Raw genomic sequence first — 19,228 nt, 5'->3', positions numbered from 1 at the left:
GGCGGCGGTCGGCGGGGTGGCGGGCGGGGCGGGCGCCAGAGCCAGAGGGTGCGGAAGCCGTCGGCGCGGCGGGCGGTCTCCTCGGCCGCCCGGGTCTTCCCGGTGCCCGAGGGGCCGGTGAGGACGGCGAGGCCGCCGTGGCCGGCCCGGGCGGCGGCGAGGGCGTCCGCGAGTTCGGCCAGCTGGTCGGCCCGGCCGACGAAGGGGAGCGCAGGCATCGGGTCGTCCTCTCGCCCGGGTGGGGCGCGCGCCGCCGCCGCGCGAGCCCTCTCCTCAGAGGGTAGGCCGGGCGCCCGGTGGCGGCCCGGGGTGCGCCGGGCGCACGCTGGTGGTATCCGGGCGGCGGTGCGCGCCGTCGCGGGGACCGCAGGAGGTGCGGGAGTCATGGCGAAGTTCATGGATGTCCACCACGGGATGGTCGGTATCACCGCGGAGCAGTTGCGGGCGGCGCACCAGGCCGATCTGGCGAACGAGGGCGCCGAGGGCGTGCACTTCGAGCAGGCGTGGGCCGACCCGTCCACGGGTGACGTCTGGTGCCTGTCCGAGGCGCCGTCGAAGGAGGCCGTGCAGAAGGTCCACCAGGCCTCCGGGCATCCGGCGGACGAGGTGCACGCCGTTCCGCTGACCGTCTGACGCCCGCCCGATCCGTTGGACGGGCGCCGGATTCGGACGGGGGACCCCCTGGCCGATCGCGGAGACTCCGCTACGTTACCGGTATGACCAGCACACCGGAGACTGTCGTTCCGTCAACCGCCGCGCCCAGCCGTCCGGCCGGGCTCTTCGAAGCGCTCAGCGCCGGCGCCGTCCGCGACGTGGCGGGCCTGCGGGAGGTCTACGAGCAGCCCGGCGACCACGCCCGCCGCAAGCAGGTCGACCACATCAACAGCCTCGCGCGGCAGCTGATCGCCTGCTCCTCGCTGGTCTTCGTGGCCAGCGCGGACGCCGCCGGGCGCTGCGACGTGTCCCCGCGCGGGGGCCCGGCCGGGCTGGTCTCGGTGCTCGACGAGCACACCCTGGCGATCCCGGACGCGACCGGCAACAAGCGGCTGGACACCCTGCACAACATCGTCGAGACCGGCCGGGCCGGCCTGCTGTTCGTCATCCCCGGCCGGGACACCACGCTGCGGGTCAACGGCCGGGCGTGCGTCTCCACCGACCCGCGGTTGCTGGAGCAGCTGACGGCGGTCGGCAAGCCGCCGCGCAGCGCGATCGTGGTGGCGGTCGAGGAGGTCTACCCGCACTGCCCGAAGGCGCTGCTGCGCTCCTCGGCATGGAAGCCGGAGAACTGGCTCGCCCCGGACGCCCAGCCGAGTTCGGCCGAGGTCACCCTCTCCCACCTGGCCGACCCGTCGCTGACCATCGAGGCGATCCGGCAGGCCGAGCGCGAGTCCCTGCTCTACCGCTACGAGTGACGGCACCACGACCGGCGGCGCGACGGGCCGGTCCCGGACGGACGGAACACCGTCCGGGGCCGGCCCGTCGTCGCCCGGCTCAGGCCGCGGCCTTGGCCACGTCCACCACCGTCGCACCGTCCGCCGCCCGTCGGACGGCGTCGACGCCCTTGTGGGCGGCGTCCTTGCTCGCGTAGCCCTGGCCGGTGGCGACGATCTCGCCGTTGCCCGCCTTGAGCCGGAACCGGTACTTGCCACCGGCGTCCTCGTACACCTCGAACTTGCCCGCCATCCGGGCCACCTCCTCGTCGTCGGGGCGCGCGGCGCGCCCACCTGCACGGTGCGCCCCGGCGGCGGTGGCCCGCACCCGCTCGGGGGCCGGACGGGTGACCGGTCCCGGAGCGCGTGCCGGGGCGGCGGCGGGCGGGTTGAATGGGCGGATGGACTGCGTCTTCTGTGCGGTGGTGGCGGGCACGGAGTCCGCGCACCGGGTGCTGGACGACGAGACCGCGGTGGCCTTCCTGGACCGCCGGCCGCTGTTCCCCGGCCACGTGCTGGTGGTGCCGCGGGCCCACCACCGCACGCTGGCGGACCTGCCGGCGGCGGAGGTGGGCCCGTTCTTCCTGCGGGTGCAGCGGGTCGCGGCGGCCGTGGAGGACGGGCTGGGCGCGGCGGGCAGCTTCGTCGCGGCGAACAACCGGATCAGTCAGTCGGTGCCGCACCTGCACGTCCACGTGGTGCCGCGCAACCCGAAGGACGGGCTGCGCGGCTTCTTCTGGCCGCGCGGGAAGTACCCGGACGAGGCGGGCGCGGCGGCGGTCGCCGAACGGCTGCGCGCCGCGCTCGCCCGGCCACCGGGCTGATCAGCCGACCCGGACGTCGTCGATCACCCAGTACCAGTTGTTGCTGCCGGTGTACCGGAAGCGCAGCCGCAGCCGGCTCGCGCCCGCCGGGACGGCCAGGTCGAGCCGCTGCCGGCCGTTGGTGTCGGCGGTGAAGGCGCGGACCTGGACGGGCGTGCCGCCGTCCCAGACCGCGAACACCTGGGCGGTCTGCGGGCTCTCCGGCCGGTAGAAGGTGGTGAAGGCGACCGGGACGGTGCTCCGGCCCCCGACCGGGTACTCGGGGCTGACCAGGGTCGAGTCGTAGGAGCCCTTGAAGGTCTTGTCGGCCCACTCGTCGGAGTCGGCGACGGCGAAGACGTTGCGGGAGCGGACGTTCAGCTCGCGGTTCTGGTCGCGCTGGGTCTTGGTCCAGAACTCGTCGGTGGTGAACGACCAGCCGCGCCACTCGGTGACGCCGCCGGTGCCCATCGCCGAGTTGTCGACCGACCAGCCGGCCGGCGGGGTGTGGGTGAAGCCGAGGACGCCGGCCGCGATGCCGGTCTCGTCGACCCGGCCGGTGAGCTGCGGGCGCAGCGCGTCGAAGGCGTCCGGGACGAGGGCGGGGATCGGGCTGCCGTCCAGGCCCCAGGCCGGGTCGACGGCGATGCCGAGGTGGGCGAGGGCGGTGGGCGCGATGTCCACCATCCGCACGTCGTGGCGGACCGAACCGGCCGGGAAGGCCGAGCCGTTGGCGATCACGAAGGTCTGCCGCTCGTCCCAGCTGGAGCCGCCGTGGCCGCCGGTGGGGGTGTGGCCGTGGTCGGCGGTGATCATGACCAGCCAGTCCTCCTGGCCGTAGCCGGCGCGGCCGCGGACCGCCGTCAGGATCTGGCCGACCTGGGCGTCGACGCCGCGGATCGCGTCCAGGTAGGCCTGGCTGGCGGCGCCGCTGCTGTGGCCGGCGTGGTCGACGTTGTCGAGCTGGACGAAGACGGCGTCGGGGTTCTCGTCGCGCAGCTTGGCGACGGCGCGGGAGGTGGTGCCGGCGTCGTACTCGGCGGACGGGGTGGCGACCCGGGTGTCGACCCGGCCGGAGTAGATGGTGTCGGCGATCGGCGCCCAGGAGGCGACCACGTAGGTGGCGAGCGCGGGGTCGGCGGCCTCGGCGCGGGTGAGGAAGTCGGGGTAGGCGGCGAAGGCGGGGGCGGTGAAGTCGTTGTCGCGGACGTTGTGCTTGTCGGGCCAGACGCCGGTGGCGATGGTGGACCAGCCGGGGCCGGAGGAGGTGCCGGCCATCGGGTTGGCGTAGAGGCTGCTGGCGGCGGTGAGGCCGCCGGCCATGAGGGCGGTGAGGTTGGCGGCGCCGGCGTCCTTGATGCGGGTGAGCATGGTGCCGTCGAGGCCGATGACCAGGACCTTCGGGGTGCGGGCGGCGGCCGCGGCGGTGGCGGCGCGGGCGGCGGTGGCGGTGAGCGGGCCGGCGGCGAGCACGGCGGTGGCGGCGCCGAGGAGCAGGCCGCGGCGGGAGAGGGCGGGGGCGGCGGGGTTCCGGGGGTTCACGTGGTCCTCCTGATGCTGCGTCATGACGCGGGAAGGGGGGCGGTGACCACGGTCGGAGCAGCGGGTGGACGGCGGTCGCCGGGTTCCCGACCCGGGCGTGAACAGCGCTCGAATTCGGTCCAGACCCGTTACCGTTTTGTGATGCGGGTGGGGCGAGTGGGGCAGGTGCGGGCGGAGCGACGGCTCGGTCAGTCCGCTTCGAGCCGGGTGGTGAAGCTGAACCGGTCGCCCCGGTAGAGCGAGCGCACCCGCTCCACCGGCAGGTCGGCCGCGTCCCGGGTCAGCCGGTGCAGCAGCAGCATCGGCAGGGCGGGCGGGGTGCCGACCAGCAGGGCCTCGCGCGGGGTCGCCAGCACCGTCTCGATCCGCTCGTCGGCGGCGCCGAAGGTGATGCCCGCCTTCTCCGCGAGGAACGCGTAGAGCGAGGAGCCGGGATCGAACTCCTCGTCCAGCGCCGGGACCCGGCCCACCGCCAGGTAGGTGCTCTCCAGGCCGACCCGCTCGCCGTCCGCGAGCAGCACCCGCTCCAGGTGCCAGACCGGCTCGCCGGGGGCGATCCGCAGCTGACCGGCCAGCTGCGGATCGGCGCCGAGCCGCTCCAGCCCGATCAGCGTGCGCCCGGGCACCCGGCCCTGGCGCCGGACGCCCTCGGTGTAGCTGGCGAGCGAGAGCGGCTGCTCCAGCTTGGGGCCGGCCACCACCGTGCTGCGGCCGCGCCGCCGGACCCGGCCCTGGATCAGCAGGTCGCGCAGCGCCTGGCGGAGGGTCTCGCGGGCAACCTCGAAGCGGGCCGCCAGTTCGCGCTCGGTCGGCAGCACCCCGCCCTCGCCGAGCTCGTCGAGCAGCGCCTCCAACTGGCCCTTGACGGCGTAGTACTTGGGCACCCGGCCGTGCTCGGGGATGCCCGAGCGGATCGGTGCGCCCGGGCCGGAGCGGGCCACGGGGTCGGGGGTCTCGTCCACCCGGCCATCCTTCCAGACGGCGGGGCCGGGGCCGGACGGGGCGCGGGGTCCGGTCCGGACGGCGCGGCGCGGCCGCGCCGTCCGCCCGGCGGCTCTTTCGCCCGACCCCCTTGACAGGTATAGACCACTCCGCTTGAGTCTGGGTCAGCCCCGCACCGGCCCGCACCCCGGTCGGCCCGTCCCCCACGACGAGCCCCCACACCGCGGGGCCCGGCCTCCCCTGCCCCGACGTCCCTTCCTCCACGACCGTGCGGCCCCCACCGCACAAGGGGTGATCAAGTGTCCACGAAACGCCTGCTCGCACTGCTCTCCGCGCTCGCCACGGCGCTCGCGGTCGTCCTGCTGCTGCCCGTCGCCAACGCGAGCGCCGCCGTCTGCGCCACGCCCTGGAGCTCCTCCTCCGTCTACCTCAACGGCGCCACCGTCTCCCACAACGGCCACAACTGGCGCGCCAAGTGGTGGACCCAGAACGAGCCGCCGAGCACCGGCGGCTCCGGCGTCTGGTCCGACCAGGGCACCTGCGGCACCGGCCCGACGCCGACCCCCACCACGACCACGACGCCGACCCCGACGCCGACCGGCACCGGGACGCCCAACCCGGGCGGATTCCCGGTCAGCCAGGCCCAGTTCGACCGGATGTTCCCGAACCGGAACCCCTTCTACACCTACCAGGGCCTGCTCGACGCCACCACCGCCTACCCCGCGTTCGCGGCCACCGGCAGCGACACCGTCCGCAAGCAGGAGGCCGCGGCCTTCCTCGCCAACGTCAACCACGAGACCGGCGGGCTCTACTACGTCGTCGAGCAGAACACCGCCAACTACCCCCACTACTGCGACAGTTCCCAGCCGTACGGCTGCCCGGCCGGCCAGGCCGCGTACTACGGGCGCGGACCGATCCAGCTGAGCTGGAACTTCAACTACAAGGCGGCCGGCGACGCGCTCGGCATCGACCTGCTGCACAACCCCAACCTGGTGCAGACCGACCCGGCCGTCGCCTGGAAGACCGCGCTCTGGTACTGGAACACCCAGAACGGCCCCGGCACCATGACCCCGCACAACGCCATGGTCAACGGCTACGGCTTCGGCGAGACGATCCGCAGCATCAACGGCGCGCTGGAGTGCAACGGCGGCAACCCGGCGCAGGTGCAGAGCCGGATCAACTCCTACCAGAGCTTCACCCAGCTGCTCGGCACCGTCCCCGGGTCCAACCTGAGCTGCTGACCGTCCGTTAACCCGTCCACCGTGGCGCGACCGTACCTCCGACGGACGACCGGAGGGGGACGAAATCGTCGCCACGGTGGACGCCCGGGCCGTCCGACCGCTCCTAGGCTCGACACCATGAACGACCTTGGCAGCCTCGTCCAGCAGACCGCCGACCGCCTCGCCGGCCAGCAGGTCGGCGCGGTGGTCGCCGGACTCGCCCGCGGCACGGTGGAGATCCGCGGCGCCGGGCGCACCGGCCCCGGCGCCGCCGGCGGACCGCCCGGCCCGGACACGCTGTTCGAGATCGGCTCGGTGACCAAGGTGTTCACCTCACTCGCGCTCGCCCGGCTCGCCCTGGCCGAGACCGTCGCCCTGGACGAGCCGCTCGCCGACGTGCTGGCCGACGCACTCCCGGCCGGCACCGCCGTCCCCGCCAAGGGCTCGACCCCGCTCACGCTGCGCCACCTCGCGACCCACACCTCCGGCCTGCCCCGGCTGCCCGCCGGGATGCTGCTCCCCGCGCTGCTCCGGCCCGGCAAGCCCGACCCGTACGCGCACTGCACCGCCGACCGGCTGCTCGCGGGCCTGCGCCGGACCAGGCTGCGGGCCACCCCGGGACGCAGCTTCCGCTACTCCAACCTCGGCGCCGGGCTGCTCGGCCTCGCCCTCGCCCACCGGGCCGGGACCGGGTACGGGGAGCTGGTCCGACGGGAGATCTGCGAGCCGCTCGGCCTCGCGGACACGGTGCTGACGCCCGACCCGGCGCAGACGACCCGGCTCGCCCCGGGCCACACCGCGGGCGGACGGCCGGTGCCGCCCTGGCAGCTGGCCGACCTCGCGGGGGCGGGCGGGCTCAAGTCCACCGTCGCCGACCTGGCCGTCTTCCTGCGGGCGCAGCTGGCCGCGGGGACGGCCGACGAGGACGCGACGGACGGGAGCGCGGCGCTGGCGCCCGCGATCACGCTGACCCGGGAGGTGCGGCACCGGGTCAACCCGGTCGCCTGGATGCACCTCGGCTGGCTCGGCTCCCGCCTGCACGCCAGCCAGGGCGGGCACCTGCAGGTCTGGCACAACGGGGGGACGGGCGGCTACCGCTCGTTCGTGGGCTTCGACCCGGAGAAGCAGGTCGGCGTGATAGCCCTGGCCAACACCCGCCGCTCCGTCGACACCGCCGCCGTCGCCCTCCTCCGCACCCTCCAGACCACCCGCCCCACCTTCCCCCGCACGTAGGCCCCCTGCTTTGCGCCGCGCGGGGGTGGTGGGGCGCGTGGGAAGATGGCAGGGCTGGTGCAGACGATCTCCGGGCGGTCCGATGGCCATGGTGACCGAGCATGGTGAACGAACGGCGTGAGGCCGGCGCGGAGCCGGGCGGCGAGTCCGGCGAGGACCCGCGTCCCGACGCGCTGCTGATGGTGCCGATCGCCACCGCGCTGATCGAGTCCGACGGCCGGATCCTGCACTGGAGCAACGACGCCGAGGCACTGCTCGGCTACTCCCCGGAGGAGGCGATCGGCGCCCGGGCCGCCCAGCTGCTGGCCTCGGACGACCAGCGGCCGGAGGTGCTGGAGCTGTTCCAGGAGATCCTGGACGGCCGCGGCTGGTCCGGGGTCTTCCCGGTGCGCCACCGGGACGGGCACCACGTCAACCTGGAGTTCCGCACCCACCCGATCGCCGGCCCCGGCGGCAGCCCGCTGGTGCTGGCGGTGGCCTCGGACGTGACGACGCTGCGCCGGATCCAGGCCGACCTGGCCGTGCTGGACGGCTTCTTCACCCAGTCCCCGGTCGGCATGGGCGTCTTCGACACCAGGCTGGCGTTCGTCCGGCTGAACGAGGCGCTGGCCCGGGTCAACGGCCTGTCGGTGGAGCGCCACCTCGGCCACCGGCTGACCGAGCTGCTGCCCGGCATCAACGGCACGGAGAACGAGGCGGTGATGCGCCGGGTGCTGGAGACCGGCGAGCCGGTGCTGGACTCCCGTTCGCACGGCCGCACCCCCGGCGACCCGACCCACGAGCACGCCTGGTCGGCCTCGTACTTCCGGCTGGAGGACCCGGGCGGCCGGGTGCTCGGCGTCAGTTCGACGGTCATCGACATCACCGAGCACTTCCGGGCCGACGCCCGCGCCGCCCGGGCCCAGGAGAGGCTCGCCCTGCTGGTGGAGGCCACCGCCTCCATCGGCACCACGCTGGACCTGCGCCAGACCGCCCGCGAACTGGCCGACGCGATGGTGCCGAAGGTCGCCGACATCAGCGGCGTCTTCGCGCTGGAGGCGCTGGCGGCCGGCCGGAACGTCGAACCGCTGGACCCGACCGCCCCGCAGCAGGTCCGCCGGCTGGCGCTGGCCAGCACCGACCCGCTGTACCCGGCGGAGGCGCTGCCGGTGGACACCGTCTACGAGGTGGCGCCGGACTCCCCCTACGCGCGGGCGCTGGCCACCGGACGGACGGTGGTGGTGCCGTCCTGGGAGCTGCCGCCGCTGAGCGACGCGATCACCGAGAGCCGCCGCCAGGCGTTCCTCGGCGACCGGCCGCGGTCGGTGCGGATCACCCCGCTGGTGGCGCGCGGCACCACGCTCGGCATGATCGTCTACTCCCGGCGCGGCGAACGGGAGTCCTTCGCCGAGGCCGACATCACGCTCGGTGACGAGCTGGCCTCGCGGGCGGCCGTGGCGATCGACAACGCCCGGCTCTACCTGCGCCAGCACCAGACCGTGCTGGCCCGCCAGCAGGCGCTGCGCGAGGCGAAGGCCGCGCAGGAGCGGCTGGCGCTGGTCAACGTGGCCTCCACCCGGATCGGCACCACGCTCGATCTCGCCCAGACCGCCCAGGAGTTGGCCGAGGTGGCGACCCCCCGGCTGGCCGACACGGTGGTGGTCGAGGTGCTCGACGACCTGGTGCGCGGCGAGCGCGAGGCCCGCCCGGCGGTGGACGGTTCGGCGGTGCTGCGCCGGATGGCCTTCCACTCCGCGCACGGCTCCACCCTCGCCCCGATCGACCGGTCCGGCGGCGTGCAGCGCTTCCAGCCCTCCTCCCCCTACGCCTGGGCGCTCACCCACCGCAAGCCGGTGCTGGTGCCCCGGATGGACGCCGCCGGGCTGGCCTGGTTCCGGGACGACCCGGTGCGCGCGGCGGCGGTGCACCAGCAGAACGTCCGCTCGTTCATGGTGGTGCCGTTGATCGCCCGCGGTTCACCGGTCGGCGTGGCCGCGTTCTACCGCACCGTGGTGGAACGCCCCTACGAGGACGACGACTTGGCGCTGGCCGGGGAACTGGCCGTCCGGGCGGCCGTCTCGATCGACAACGCGCTGCTGTTCACCCGGGAACGCGACGCGGCCGCCGCCCGCCAGCGCGCCCTGGACGAGGCCTGGGCCGCGCAGCAGCGGCTGTCGCTGCTCAACGAGGCCTCCAACCGGATCGGGACGACGCTCGATCTGCACCGCACCGCCGAGGAGTTGGTGGAGGTGGTGATCCCGCGCTTCGCCGACTTCGTCACCATCGACCTGCGCGAGGCGGTGCTCGGCGGCGAGGATCCGGCTCCCGTCCCGCCCGACGGCTCGGTGCTGATGCGGGCGGTGGCGGTCGGCGAGGTGGACGCCACCGGGGTCCTGGCGGCCGCCGCCGACCAGGTCGGCGAGACCTCGCAGTCGGCCAAGGTCTACGCGGAGAGCCTGCGCACCGGCCGGTCGATCCTGATCTCGGAGGTCGACGAGGCGGCGCTGCGCCGGATCGTCGCCTCCCCGGACCGGGTCCAGCCGAGCCTGGAGGCCGGGATGCACTCGTACCTGATGGTGCCGCTGCTGGCGCGCGGGGTGGTGCTCGGCGGCGTGGAGTTCATGCGCACCCGCAACCCGCTGTCGTACGGACCGGCGGACCGCGCGCTGGCCGAGGAGCTGGCCGCCCGCACCGCGCTGGCGATCGACAACGGCCGGCTCTACCGGCGCGAGCGGGACACCGCGCTCACCCTGCAACGCAGCCTGCTGCCCCAGGAGATCCACCGCACGATCGGACTGGAGATCGCCTACCGCTACCTGCCGAGCAGCGTGGTGAGCGAGGTCGGCGGCGACTGGTTCGACGTCGTGCCGCTGTCCGCCGGCCGGGTCGCCCTGGTGGTCGGCGACGTCATGGGCCACGGCATCCGGGCCGCCGCCACGATGGGCCAACTCCGCACCGTCGCGCGGACGTTGATCACCCTGGACCTGACGCCCGACCGGGTGCTGCACCGGCTGGACGAGGCCACCACGGCGATCGGCGAGGGCCAGTTCGCGACCTGCATCTGCGTCGTCTACGACCCCGTCGACCGGCGCTGCGCCGCCGCCTGCGCGGGCCACCTGCCGCCGGTGCTGGGCGACGCCGAGGGCGGCGCGCACCTGGTCGAGCTGCCGCCCGGAGTGCCGCTCGGGGTCGGCGGAATCCCGTTCGAGGCGGTCGAGTTCACCCTTCCCGAGGAGGGCATCCTCGCCCTCTACACCGACGGCCTGGTCGAGCGGCGCGGCCGCGACCTGGACGAGGGTCTGGAGCTGCTCTGCCGCACCATCGCCGACCGCCGCCGCTCGCTGGAACAGACCTGCGACGCCGTCCTCGCCGAACTCACCGGCCGCAGCAGCGAGGACGACATCGCCGTCCTCATGGCGCAGGCCCGGCCCGCCGGTTCCGACCGGATCGCCACCCTCCCGCTCGGCGACGACCACGCGATGGTCGCCCACTCGCGCCGCTTCACCCGCGAGACGCTCACCGAATGGGGGCTGGCCGCGCTCGCCGACTGGGCCGAACTGCTCACCAGCGAACTCATCACCAACGCCCTAGTGCACGCCGGATCCCCCACCCAGCTACGGCTGTTCTGCAACCGCACGCTCACCGTCGAGGTCGCCGACCGGGACGCCGCCTCGCCCCGGATGCGGCGCGCACAGGAAGAGGACGAGGGCGGCCGCGGCATGCACCTGGTCAACGAGCTCGCCCACCGCTGGGGCAGCCGGCGCACCCCGGACGGGAAGGTGGTCTGGTTCGAACTGGAGCTCCCGCCGGGGCTGTCGGGGCGCGCTGAACGCTAGCCCTCCCAGGCCTCGTGGTCGGTCCAGGCCGCCAGCGTCCGGCGGCTCTCGAAGCGGCGCGGCCGGCCGGTCAGCGGATCGGTGAACTCCATGACGGCGGAGAGCAGTTGGAGCGGACGGTGGAAGTCGTCCGGGGCCGGCTCGGGCAACACCACCGGATACACCGGATCGCCCAGGATCGGCAGCCCCAGACCGCTCATGTGCAGCCGCAGCTGATGCGTCCGCCCCGTCGACGGCAGCAGCCGGTAGCACCCCAGGCCGCCGCGCCGCTCCACCAGCTCGATCCGGCTCTCGCTGTTCGGCGGCGCATCCAGCTCCCGGGCCGCGATCTGCCCGCGCTCCTTGACGATGTGGCTGCGCACGGTGCACGGCAGCTCCACCGCCGGATCGTACGGCGCGACCGCCCGGTACTCCTTGTGGACCAGCCGCTCCTTGAACAGCGACTGGTAGGCCCCCCGGTCCTGCGGCCGCACCACGAACATCGCCAGCCCCGCCGTCAGCCGGTCCAGCCGGTGCGCCGGGCTCAGCGCGGGCAGGTCGAGCGAGTGCCGCAGCCGGGACAGCGCCGTCTCCACCACGTGCCGGCCACGCGGCGTGGTCGCCAGGAAGTGCGGCTTGTCCACCACCACCAGGTGCTCGTCCCGGTGCAGCACGTCCAGCTCGAACGGGACCGGCACCTCCGCCCGCAGCTCCCGGTAGAACCACAGGTGCGCCCCCGGCCGGAACGGCTCCTCCGGCCCGAGCACCCGCCCGCCCTCGCCGACCACCTCACCCGCCGCCAGCAGCGCGTCCACCCGCGCCGTCGCCACCGCCGGCAGCCGCTCCGCCAGATACGCCCGCACCGTCGGCCACGGCCCCCCGAGCACCGGCAGCCGCAGGTGCACCGGATCCACCCCGAGTCGCTGCGGCAGGGGGGCGGCGGGCTGGGTGCTCTTGCGTCTCATCTCACCGGCCACCCTATCCGGCCGGGCGGGGTCGGCCGGCGGGCTGTTGTCGGGATGCCGCCGGGCCGGTTGTCGGGATGCCGTCGGTGCGGGGGCCGGAGGAGAGTGGACGGAGGAGCGGGTCCGTCCGGAACCGCCGCCGACCCGGGAGGCGAGTGCGTGACCGCGAGCACCGACGGCCCGGGGAGTCCGGAGCGGCGGCGGGACGGGGCCGTGCCGCCGCCGCGGCTGCCCCGGCGGGCCCGGCTGCTGCTCTACGGCGCCTTCCTGCTGCTGCTCGCCGCCGTCCTCGTCGACCTGATCACCGGCCCCGGCACCACCCTCTCCCCCGTCCTCGCCGTCGCCCCCGTCCTGGTCAGCGCCACCACCCGGCGGGCCCGGGTCCCGCTCGCCACCGGCGCGGTCGCCATCGTCGTGGCCGGCCTGCTGGAGGAGGGCAACACCCACCTGCCCGGCTCCGTCCACGCCACCGCACTGGTCACCATCACCGCCGCCACCCTCGCCAGCACCGCCAACGTCGTCCTCACCGCCGCCCGGGAACGCGAACTGCTCCAGGTCCGGACCGTCGCCGAAGCCGCCCAGCGGGCCCTGCTGCGCCCGCCCCCGGAACGGGTCGGCCCGCTGCGGATCGCCGTCCGGTACGTCGCGGCCGCCGCCGAGGCCCGGATCGGCGGCGACCTGTACGCGGTGGCGGACACCCCGTTCGGCATCCGGGTGCTGCTCGGCGACGTCCAGGGCCACGGCCTGCCCGCCGTCGAGACGGCCGCCGACGTCCTCGGCGCCTTCCGCACCGCCGCCCGCACCGAACCCGACCTCGCCCGGCTCGCCGAACGCCTGGACGCGGCACTGTCCTCCCGGCCCGCCAACGAACGCTTCGCGACCGCCCTGCTGATCGGCGTGGACCGGCGCAGCGGCGCCGCCCGGCTGGTGAACTGCGGCCACCCGCACCCGCTGCTGCGCCGGGCCGGCCAGGTCACCGAACTGGCGCCCGCCGGGCACGCCCCGCCGCTCGGCCTGCTCGACCTGGCCGGCGACAGCCACTACCAGGCCGTCCCCTTCGAACCGCAACCCGGCGACCTGCTGGTCCTGCACACCGACGGCGTCTCCGAGGCCCGCGACCCGGCCGGCACCTTCTACCCGCTCCCCACCCGCCTCGCCACCTTCCCGGCCGGCAGCCCGGACGACCTCCTCGACGACCTCTTCGCCGACCTCGCCCGCTGGGTCTCCCCCACCGGCCTCGCCGACGACGCCGCGGCCCTCGCCCTCCGCTGGGAGCGGTGAGGGGTGGGTGGGGGCGGGGGCGCGGCGACGGGCCGGGCGGTCGAAGCCATCCGCGCGGCCCCGGCACTCGCCACCGGAACGACCGCGCGCCGGGCGGACGCCCCCCACGCGGTGACGGGCTCCGCAGATCAGGTCAGAGCAGCCGACGCCGGAGGGGCCGTGCGCTGGGTGGGCGGGTGCGCGGCCAGGGTCTCGGCACGGTGGCGGGCGTCGGGGGTGAGGTCGGTGCGGGCCAGCAGGGGGTGCAGCACCGACGGGCCGTAGTCGGCGGCCGCGTGGCGGTCGAGCCAGCGCAGGGCCAGGGCCACGGTCCGGGCGGTCTGCTCGGCCGTGAGGTCGTCCCGGGCGAGCAGCGGGGCCAGCAGGAACCGGACCACGGCACTGGCGTGGCCGTCGCACCAGTCCAGCGCCAGGCCGACCACCTTCGCCGACGCCTCCGGATCGAGCCCCCGGCGCGCCACCAGCGCCACCAGGACGTTCAGCGCGGCGTTGCCGGTGGCGTGGGCATCGAGCCAGCCGAAGGTGTGGGCAAGCGTCCGGCGGACTTCCTCCGCCCCGAGGTCCGTCCGGTCCACCAACGGGCCGAGGACGTCGTGGGCGTCCGCCGTCCCCCCGTGGCGGGCGAGCCAGTCGAAGGCCGCGTCGACGACCCTCCGCAGTTCGGCGGGCCGGAGCTCGTCGTCGGCCAGCAGCCCGCCGAGCAGCACGTGCCGGCCGTCGTCGCCGGGCAGGTCGAGCAGGGCGAAGGCCCGGGCGGTCGCCCGGCGTAGCTCACCGGCCGGGATGTCCCGGCGTTGCAGCAGGGCGCGCAGCATGCCGGCGGACTGGGCCCGGTCGGTGTGGTGGTCGAGCCAGGCGAAGGCCGCGGTGGCGATGGAGCCGAGTTCCTCGGGGCTCAGGTCCCCGTGCTTCAGCAGCGCCCGCAGCACGGACCGGGCCTCGCGCTCGGTCGGCCGGCGGTCGAGCCAGGCGCGGGCGGTGGCGATCACTCGTGGTCCGGCGTCGGGCCCGAGGTCGCGGCGGCCCAGCAACCGGGCGAGCAGGGCCGCGCCGTCGGCGCCCTTCCGGTCGACCCAGCCGAGGGCCAGGTCGACGGTGCGCCGGAGCTCGTCGGGGGTCAGGTCCGGGCAGAGCAGCAGGGGGCGCAGCAGGGCGTCGGCCTGGTCCGAGTACTCCTCGGCCCAGGCGAGCCCGAGCGCCCGGACGTCGGCAGGCGGCCGGGGATGGTGGACCGCCTCAGCGCCCCCGCCCGGCGCCGCCCCGCCGCCGCCCGGCGCGCCGTCGGCCTCCTCCGGGGCCAGCAGGGCCGCGAGGACGAAGCGGGCCTCTGCCGAGGTGGCGTGGTGGGTGAGCCAGGACAGGGCCGCGTCGACGATCCGGTGGCGGTCCGCCGGGGGGAGGTCGTGGCGGGTCAGCAGGGGGCGCAGCACGGCGGGGCCGCCGGCCGGGCGGGGTGCGGCCCAGGTGAGGGCGCGGTCGACGGCCCAGCGGCGGGCCGGGGCGAACAGGTCGGCGCGGGCGAGCAGGCCGGGGAACAGCTGTCCGGTCTGGACGGCCCGTTCCTCCTCCAAGGCGAAGGCCGTCAACACGACCACCCGGTACTCCTTCTCCCCCAGCCCTTCGCAGGTCAGCAGGGCGGGCATCAGGGCGCCGGCCTTCCTGCCCGGGCGCTCGGTCAGGCGGGTCAGGTGGGCCACGGCGGTGGCGATCACCCGCCGGGTGTCCTCGGGGCCGAGGTCGCCGCGGCGGAGGGCGGCCCGGAACAGGGCGTCGGCCCGTTCGGGGTACTGCTCGGACCAGGTGAGCGCCAGGGCGGCCGCGCGCCGGGCCTCCGGGGGTGCGAGTCCGGGGCGGTGCAGCAGCCGGGCGAGGAGCGGGCCGGCGGTGTCCGGGCGGGCCTCCGCCCAGGAGACGGCGAGGGCGCCGCGGCCCCGGTCGCCGGCTCCAGGTCCCGCTCCGGCGGGCCGTTCCCGGAGCAGCGTCTGGAGCATGTAGTCGGCGGAGCGCGCGCGGGATCCGATCCATTCGAGGGTCAGGGCGGTGACGCGTTCCTCCTCCTCGGGCGCGTGGTCGCGGGCGAGCAGGGCGCGCAGCACGTAGGGCGTCTCGGGGGCGTCGGCGTTCCGTTCGATCCAGCCGCGGGTGACGGCCGCGGCCAGGGCGAGCTGGTCCGGGTCGAGTCCGTCGTGCCGGAGCAGGGCCTCCAGGAGGGGTGTCGTCATCCGGGGTGCGGCCGCGTCGCTGTCCAGCCAGGTCAGGGTGTCGGCGGCGACCCGTCGGGTCTCGTCGGGGGTGAGGTCGGTGCGCCGGAGCAGCGCGCGCAACAGGTTGCCGGCGCCGGCGTGGGTGCCGTGCCGGTCGAGCCAGCCGAGCGCGGGGCCGACCACGCGCTCCCGCCACTCGACGCCGCCGCCGGCACCAGAACCAGAACCAGAACCAGAACCAGGATCGTCGAGCAGCAGCAGCGGTTCGAGGACGAAGCGCGCGTCGGCCGGGTCGGCCACCCGGCCCAGCCAGTCGAACGCGAGTTCGGCGGCCCGTTCGACGTCGGCGGCGGTGAGGTCGGGGCGGGCGAGCAGCGGGCGCAGCACGAAGCCGGCCTCGCCGGTGCGCCGGTGGTGGTCGGCCCAGTCGAGTGCCAGGGTGACGGCCCGCCGCGCGTCGTCCCGGCCGAGGTCGCGGCGGGTGAGCAGCGGGGCGAGGACGAACGGCACGCCGACCGTGTCGGGGTGCCGCTGGAGCCAGGTCAGCGCCGCCGTCACCACCCGGTCGCCCGCCGCCCTGGGCAGGCCGGGGCGGGCGATCAGCCGTTGCAGCACGAACCGGGCGTCGGCGCTGTCGCCGTGCCGGTCGAGCCAGCCGAGGGCGGCCGCCACCGCCCGTTCGCCGGCTTCCGGGGGCAGGTCCGTGCGGGCGAGCAGCGGGCCGACGACGAACTCGGTGTCGATGGAGTCCGGGTGTTCGATCCAGTCGAGCGCCACCGCCACCACCCGGTGGCCGGTCTCCGGGGGCAGCTCGGTGCGGGACAGCAGCGGGCGCAGCACGAACCCGGCGCCGGGTGTCCGGGCGTGTCCGTCGACCCAGGCCAGTGCGGCCTCAGCCGCCTGGACGCCTGCGGCGGGCCCCAGGTCGGTGCGGGCCAGCAGCGGGCCGAGGACGAACGGGGTGTCGGGGTTCCCGCTGTTCCGGCCGACCCAGTCGAGCGCCGCCCGCACCGTCCGGCGGCTCACCTCCGGCGGCAGGTCGGTCCGGGAGAGCAGCGGGCCGACGACGTACTGCGCGTCGTCGGCCTCCGCGTATTTGCGGAGCCAGGTGAGCGCGGCCCGGACCACCCGGGCGCCGGTCTGCGCGGGCAGGTCGTCCCGGGACAGCAGGGGGCGCAGGACGTAGGTGGCGTTCGGGGTGTCGGCCCGGTCGTCGAGCCAGGCGACGGCCTGGGCGGTGATCCGCCGGCGGTGGTCCGGGGTGAGGTCGGTGCGGAACAGCAGGGCCCGGAACATCGGTCCGGCCTCGTCGCCGCCCGCGTGCTCGGCGAGCCAGCCGCGGGCGGCCGCGAGGTGGCGGGCGCGTTCCTCGGCGGTCAGGTCGTCGCGGGCGAGCAGGGCGCGGAGCACGAACGGCGTGCCGGGGGCGGTGTCCTGCTGGTCGAGCCAGGTCTGGGTGGCGGCGAGCACGGCGCGCCGGTGCGGGACGGTGAGGCCGTCGGTGGTGAGCAGGGCGCGGAGGACGTACTGGGCGTCGTTGGTGGCGCTGTGGGCCCGGAGCCAGCGCAGGGCGGCGGTCACCGCGCGGGAGCGTTCGCCGCGGCCGAGGTCGGTGCGGGCGAGCAGCGGGACCACCACGAACCGGGTGTCCGATGCCGTCGCGTGCCGGTCCAGCCAGCGGAGGGTGCCGGCGACGGCGCGCCGCACGGCCTGCGGGGGCAGGTCGGCGCGGGAGACCAGCGGGCCGAGCACGTAGCCGGCCTCGCGCCGTGAGCCGTGGGTGCGGAGCCAGTCGAGCGCGGTGGGGAGGAGGAGCAGCGCACCGTCCAGCGGGAGGTTGCGGATGCCCCGGTAGAGCAGGTGGCGGGCGTCGAGGCCGCTGCCGTGGCCGTCGAGCCAGGGATCGACGACCTGGGGCCAGCTGCGGACCACCGAGCCGGACCAGGGCGGGCCGGAGAAGATCGCGCCGAGGGCGTAGCCGCCCGCCTCGGAGCGGCGGCTCAGGACCTGTCCGAGGTCGGCGGCGTTCTCGGTGAACCAGCCGTCGAGGACGGGGGTGACGGCGTCGGCCCGGTCCGGGGCGAGGTCGTTGACCAGGCGGCCGATGTTGCCGGCGAAGCAGCCGACCGTCCGCGGGCCGGCGAGGCAGCCGGTCAGCAGGGCCCGGATGCCGAGGCGGTCCGGGCCGGTGTCGCGCTCGGGGAGCATGACGGTCTCGATCAGCTGGTCGGCGACGACGTCGTGGGCGACGGTCAGCCCGGCCTTGCCCTGTTCGAACCAGCCGTTGGAGATCAGGGTGTCGACGATGTTCTCGGCGGTCGGGGTCGGCACCGTGCCGGTCGTGCCGGTGGACGCGATCACCCCCTCCGTGGAGGCCTCGCCGCGGACGGCGGCCAGCGCGTCCCGGGCGGCGGCCACCACGCCGGCCCGGCTCTGCGGGCAGGCGGCGGCCGCGGCCGCGGCGGCGACCAGTCCGTGCGACGCCCGGGCGGGGGTGAAGTCGTCCGCGCGCCCGCCGACCGCCAGGCCGTCCTCGCGGAGCCTGCTCTCCAGCCAGACCGAGAGGTGGCCGTCGAGCCGCAGGCCGGCCGTTTCGGGGACGGGCGGCCGGCCCTCCCGCACCCGGCGTTCGAGCTCGTCGGCGATCAGCAGGGCGACGATCGGGCGCTTGCCGACCAGCTGGCGCAGCCGGGCCGGGGGCAGCCGGCGGCGCGCGGTGGGCGCCAGGATGCGGAGCGCGTGCTCGGTGATCTGCCGCTGGAACTCCTCGTCCTGGCGCAGTTGCACCTCGTCGAAGAGTTCGTGCAGCCGGGCGGCCCGGTCCCCCTTGCGGAGCCAGCCGGGGCGGACGGAGGCGAGCAGGGCGAGCATGACGCCGCGTCGCCGGGCCTCCGGGATGAGGCCGTGGCGGAGGGCCACCAGGTTCAGCTGGGAGTCGTTGAGGTAGTCGAGCACCACCAGCACCGGGGTCGGTTCGGCGACGACCTGCTCGGCGATCCCGTCGGTGATCCGCCGGTCGTCGCCGGGGACGACGTGCAGCACCCGCCAGCCCGCGTCCAGGGCCAGCCGGCCGACCTCGATGCCGGTCCGGGTCTTGCCGGTGCCGGCCGCGCCGACCAGCAGGACGCCCCGGTCGGGGTCGGCCGCGAGCCGGGCGAGGATCCGTTCGGGGGCGGCGGGGTGGTCGGCGCCGGGCGGGACGAAGGGGAGCCGTTCGGCGGTCAGGTTCATCTTGAACTCGCCGAAGCCGTCGATGAGTTCCTGCTGGGAGAGGATGGGGCGCAGCGGGTCCTCGGCCGGCTGGCCGGGCAGCGCGACGGGCAGCGAACGGGCGGGGACGTACTCGCTCGCGAGGACGGCGCGGAAGGTCTCGTCGGCCAGCGCGCGGGTGATCGGTTCGGCCTCGGCGCTGCCGGTGCCGGCGGCGGGCAGCCGGTGGGCCTGCACGCCGACCAGCAGGGCGCCGTCCTGGGTGAAGAGCGCGGCGCCGGAGACGCCGAGCCAGGGGTCGCGGCCGTCGGCGGGGCCGCGTTCCGGGCGCTCGGTGGTGAAGGCGAGGTCGAGCAGGCCGGACTTGAGGTTGGAGCCGAGCCGGATGTGTCCGTCGAGCTGGCGGCTGTCGCGGCGGCGCAGGCCGCGCAGGTGGTCGGTGGCGGGGCGTTCGGCGAAGGCGGGGAAGCCGATGCCGGTGAACGGCACGCTGCCGGGGCCGTCGGGCAGGCTGCCGAACATGACCGGCGGGACCTTGTCGAGCGCGGCGGCGGGGGCGGCGGGGGCGGCGGGGCCCGGGCCCGGTCCGGGCCCGGCCCCGATC

The 19,228-nt window shown here is 75.8% G+C and carries 13 protein-coding genes; 7 read left to right on the top strand and 6 right to left on the bottom strand.

Annotated elements, in window-relative coordinates:
* Nucleotides 1-218 (bottom strand): AAA family ATPase (locus AB0N76_RS35595; RefSeq protein WP_363564506.1); only part of this gene is annotated, 218 nt, incomplete at its 3' end.
* A 166-nt stretch (nucleotides 219-384) separates the two neighbouring features.
* Here AB0N76_RS35595 and AB0N76_RS35590 point away from each other — a divergent pair.
* The gene (locus AB0N76_RS35590) at nucleotides 385-633 is read left to right on the top strand and encodes an SCO4226 family nickel-binding protein (protein ID WP_363564504.1); all 249 of its coding nucleotides are present in this window, start codon (nucleotides 385-387) and stop codon (nucleotides 631-633) included.
* Nucleotides 634-716: 83 nt separating this feature from the next.
* Nucleotides 717-1,412 (top strand): MSMEG_1061 family FMN-dependent PPOX-type flavoprotein, encoded by a 696-nt coding sequence (locus AB0N76_RS35585; RefSeq protein WP_363564502.1) that lies wholly within the window; start codon nucleotides 717-719, stop codon nucleotides 1,410-1,412.
* A gap of 79 nt (nucleotides 1,413-1,491) precedes the next feature.
* Here the strand turns inward: AB0N76_RS35585 and AB0N76_RS35580 are convergent, their stop codons facing one another.
* Entirely contained in the window at nucleotides 1,492-1,683 is a 192-nt protein-coding gene (locus AB0N76_RS35580; RefSeq protein WP_363564500.1) for a DUF1508 domain-containing protein, read from the bottom strand.
* Between the two features lie 148 nt (nucleotides 1,684-1,831).
* Between AB0N76_RS35580 and AB0N76_RS35575 the strand changes: the two genes are divergently transcribed.
* On the top strand, nucleotides 1,832-2,254 hold the full coding sequence (locus tag AB0N76_RS35575; protein WP_363564498.1) for an HIT family protein: 423 nt from the start codon (nucleotides 1,832-1,834) through the stop codon (nucleotides 2,252-2,254).
* Here AB0N76_RS35575 and AB0N76_RS35570 read toward each other — a convergent pair whose 3' ends face one another.
* Complete coding sequence (locus AB0N76_RS35570) at nucleotides 2,255-3,775, bottom strand: alkaline phosphatase family protein (RefSeq protein WP_363564496.1); 1,521 nt, start codon at nucleotides 3,773-3,775, stop codon at nucleotides 2,255-2,257.
* 188 nt (nucleotides 3,776-3,963) lie between these two features.
* The gene (locus tag AB0N76_RS35565) at nucleotides 3,964-4,737 is read right to left on the bottom strand and encodes a GntR family transcriptional regulator (protein ID WP_363564493.1); all 774 of its coding nucleotides are present in this window, start codon (nucleotides 4,735-4,737) and stop codon (nucleotides 3,964-3,966) included.
* 279 nt (nucleotides 4,738-5,016) lie between these two features.
* Between AB0N76_RS35565 and AB0N76_RS35560 the strand changes: the two genes are divergently transcribed.
* The 3 genes from AB0N76_RS35560 (at nucleotide 5,017) to AB0N76_RS35550 (ending at nucleotide 10,985) form a co-directional block, all read left to right on the top strand.
* Nucleotides 5,017-5,958: a glycoside hydrolase family 19 protein gene (locus AB0N76_RS35560; protein WP_363564491.1), complete on the top strand. Its 942-nt coding sequence runs from the start codon at nucleotides 5,017-5,019 to the stop codon at nucleotides 5,956-5,958.
* Nucleotides 5,959-6,075: 117 nt separating this feature from the next.
* Nucleotides 6,076-7,170, top strand: a complete 1,095-nt coding sequence (locus AB0N76_RS35555) for a serine hydrolase domain-containing protein (protein ID WP_363564489.1) — start codon at nucleotides 6,076-6,078, stop codon at nucleotides 7,168-7,170.
* A 101-nt stretch (nucleotides 7,171-7,271) separates the two neighbouring features.
* The gene (locus AB0N76_RS35550; RefSeq protein WP_363564487.1) at nucleotides 7,272-10,985 is read left to right on the top strand and encodes a SpoIIE family protein phosphatase; all 3,714 of its coding nucleotides are present in this window, start codon (nucleotides 7,272-7,274) and stop codon (nucleotides 10,983-10,985) included.
* On the opposite strand, the gene AB0N76_RS35545 is transcribed toward AB0N76_RS35550, so the two are convergent.
* Nucleotides 10,982-11,929 carry a pseudouridine synthase gene (locus tag AB0N76_RS35545; RefSeq protein ID WP_363564485.1) on the bottom strand — a complete coding sequence of 316 codons (948 nt, stop codon included), beginning with the start codon at nucleotides 11,927-11,929 and terminating at the stop codon, nucleotides 10,982-10,984. The genes AB0N76_RS35550 and AB0N76_RS35545 overlap by 4 nt on opposite strands.
* Nucleotides 11,930-12,088: 159 nt before the next feature.
* On the opposite strand from AB0N76_RS35545, the gene AB0N76_RS35540 reads away from it, so the two are divergent.
* Nucleotides 12,089-13,210: a PP2C family protein-serine/threonine phosphatase gene (locus AB0N76_RS35540; RefSeq protein ID WP_363564483.1), complete on the top strand. Its 1,122-nt coding sequence runs from the start codon at nucleotides 12,089-12,091 to the stop codon at nucleotides 13,208-13,210.
* 128 nt (nucleotides 13,211-13,338) lie between these two features.
* Here AB0N76_RS35540 and AB0N76_RS35535 read toward each other — a convergent pair whose 3' ends face one another.
* Nucleotides 13,339-19,146: a hypothetical protein gene (locus AB0N76_RS35535; RefSeq protein WP_363564481.1), complete on the bottom strand. Its 5,808-nt coding sequence runs from the start codon at nucleotides 19,144-19,146 to the stop codon at nucleotides 13,339-13,341.
* Between the last annotated feature and the right edge of the window lie 82 nt (nucleotides 19,147-19,228).

The organism is Kitasatospora sp. NPDC093806 (assembly GCF_040683335.1).
GTDB lineage: Bacteria > Actinomycetota > Actinomycetes > Streptomycetales > Streptomycetaceae > Kitasatospora.
Note: the sequence above shows the minus strand (reverse complement) of the source record. Positions and strands in the feature narration are given on the sequence as shown.